A 1,117-nucleotide genomic window follows, 5' to 3' on the forward strand; every position below is an offset into this window, starting at 1 on the left:
GGGTGCGTGGGCTCGGAGATGTTTATAAGCGACTGGGTCAATGGGCCGGGTACCGATGGTGCGATCTTTTGCGATGTAGATAGTGGCTGTGGCGGCGGGGGCACCAGCTTCGACAGCGAAGAAATCTTCCCGCCCAGCGTGGTGCGTGACGAGGCGTCCACCTTGCGCCCGTGCGAAGATGGCCGTACCAGTGGTGTCTGCTATCGGATGTGGTATGTTGGGGTTGATAACCCCCTGGATGCCAATCGGCGGATTGGATACGCGGTATCACCCGACGGCATCACCTGGACGCGAGTGCCCGGGCCGCTGACCGGCGGGGCTGTCTTCGAGGGTTCAGGCGTACCAGGAACCTTCGACAACTTTGGCGTCTCGACACTGCATGTTATCCGATACGGCAGTGGATTTCGGATGTACTATAGCGGATTCGCCGTTCCCGGTGTCATCGATGGTTTGGGAATGGCCGAGTCTATTGATGGTATCAACTGGACACGTGTACCCGGCCCACTTGCTGGAGGAGCGATGATCCGGGCATCGGGGCAAGCCGGTCAATTCGACGCCAGTTATGTGGTCGCACCGGTTGTGCTGGTAGACAACGCCTCGCCGATAGCGCCGTGTGAAGGTGGCCGCACCAGCGGGGTCTGCCACCGAATGTGGTTTGAAGGCGTCTCCACCAGCCCCAGCTACACCTTCCGCATCGGCTATGCCGTCTCTCCTGATGGTATTACCTGGACCCGTCTACCTCTGTACAGCGACGGCTCGGTCGTCCAACCCGGCCCCTTTGGCGATTTTGATAACAACAACGTTGGTGTGCCGATGGTCATCAAAGACGGTGCCATCTACCGGATGTGGTTTGAAGCCAACGGCTACACTGCCGGCTACACCACCGGCTACCTCGTCTCGACGGATGGCCGGACCTGGCTTCGTGCCACCCCCAACACTCCGGTCTGGACGGGAGCAATGGATACCATCAACCTCGGTACACCTGACGAGGTCTGGGCCGTGCGTGCCCTGAAAGAGGGTGCGTCCTACCGGCTCTACTACACGACCAGCACCCGGCCCAATGCCCGCCGGTTTGCCCTGGCAACGATGACCCCGGGCACCCCCGTGAGCGTGAGTG

The 1,117-nt window shown here is 60.9% G+C and carries 1 protein-coding gene; it reads left to right on the forward strand.

The window, feature by feature from the left end; translation table 11 throughout:
* Positions 1 to 18: 18 nt before the first annotated feature.
* On the forward strand, positions 19 to 1,117 hold a 1,099-nt coding region (locus NW841_RS12820; RefSeq protein WP_414386775.1), incomplete at its 3' end, for a hypothetical protein.

Source organism: Synechococcus sp. H60.3 (genome assembly GCF_047462295.1).
Lineage (GTDB): Bacteria > Cyanobacteriota > Cyanobacteriia > Thermostichales > Thermostichaceae > Thermostichus.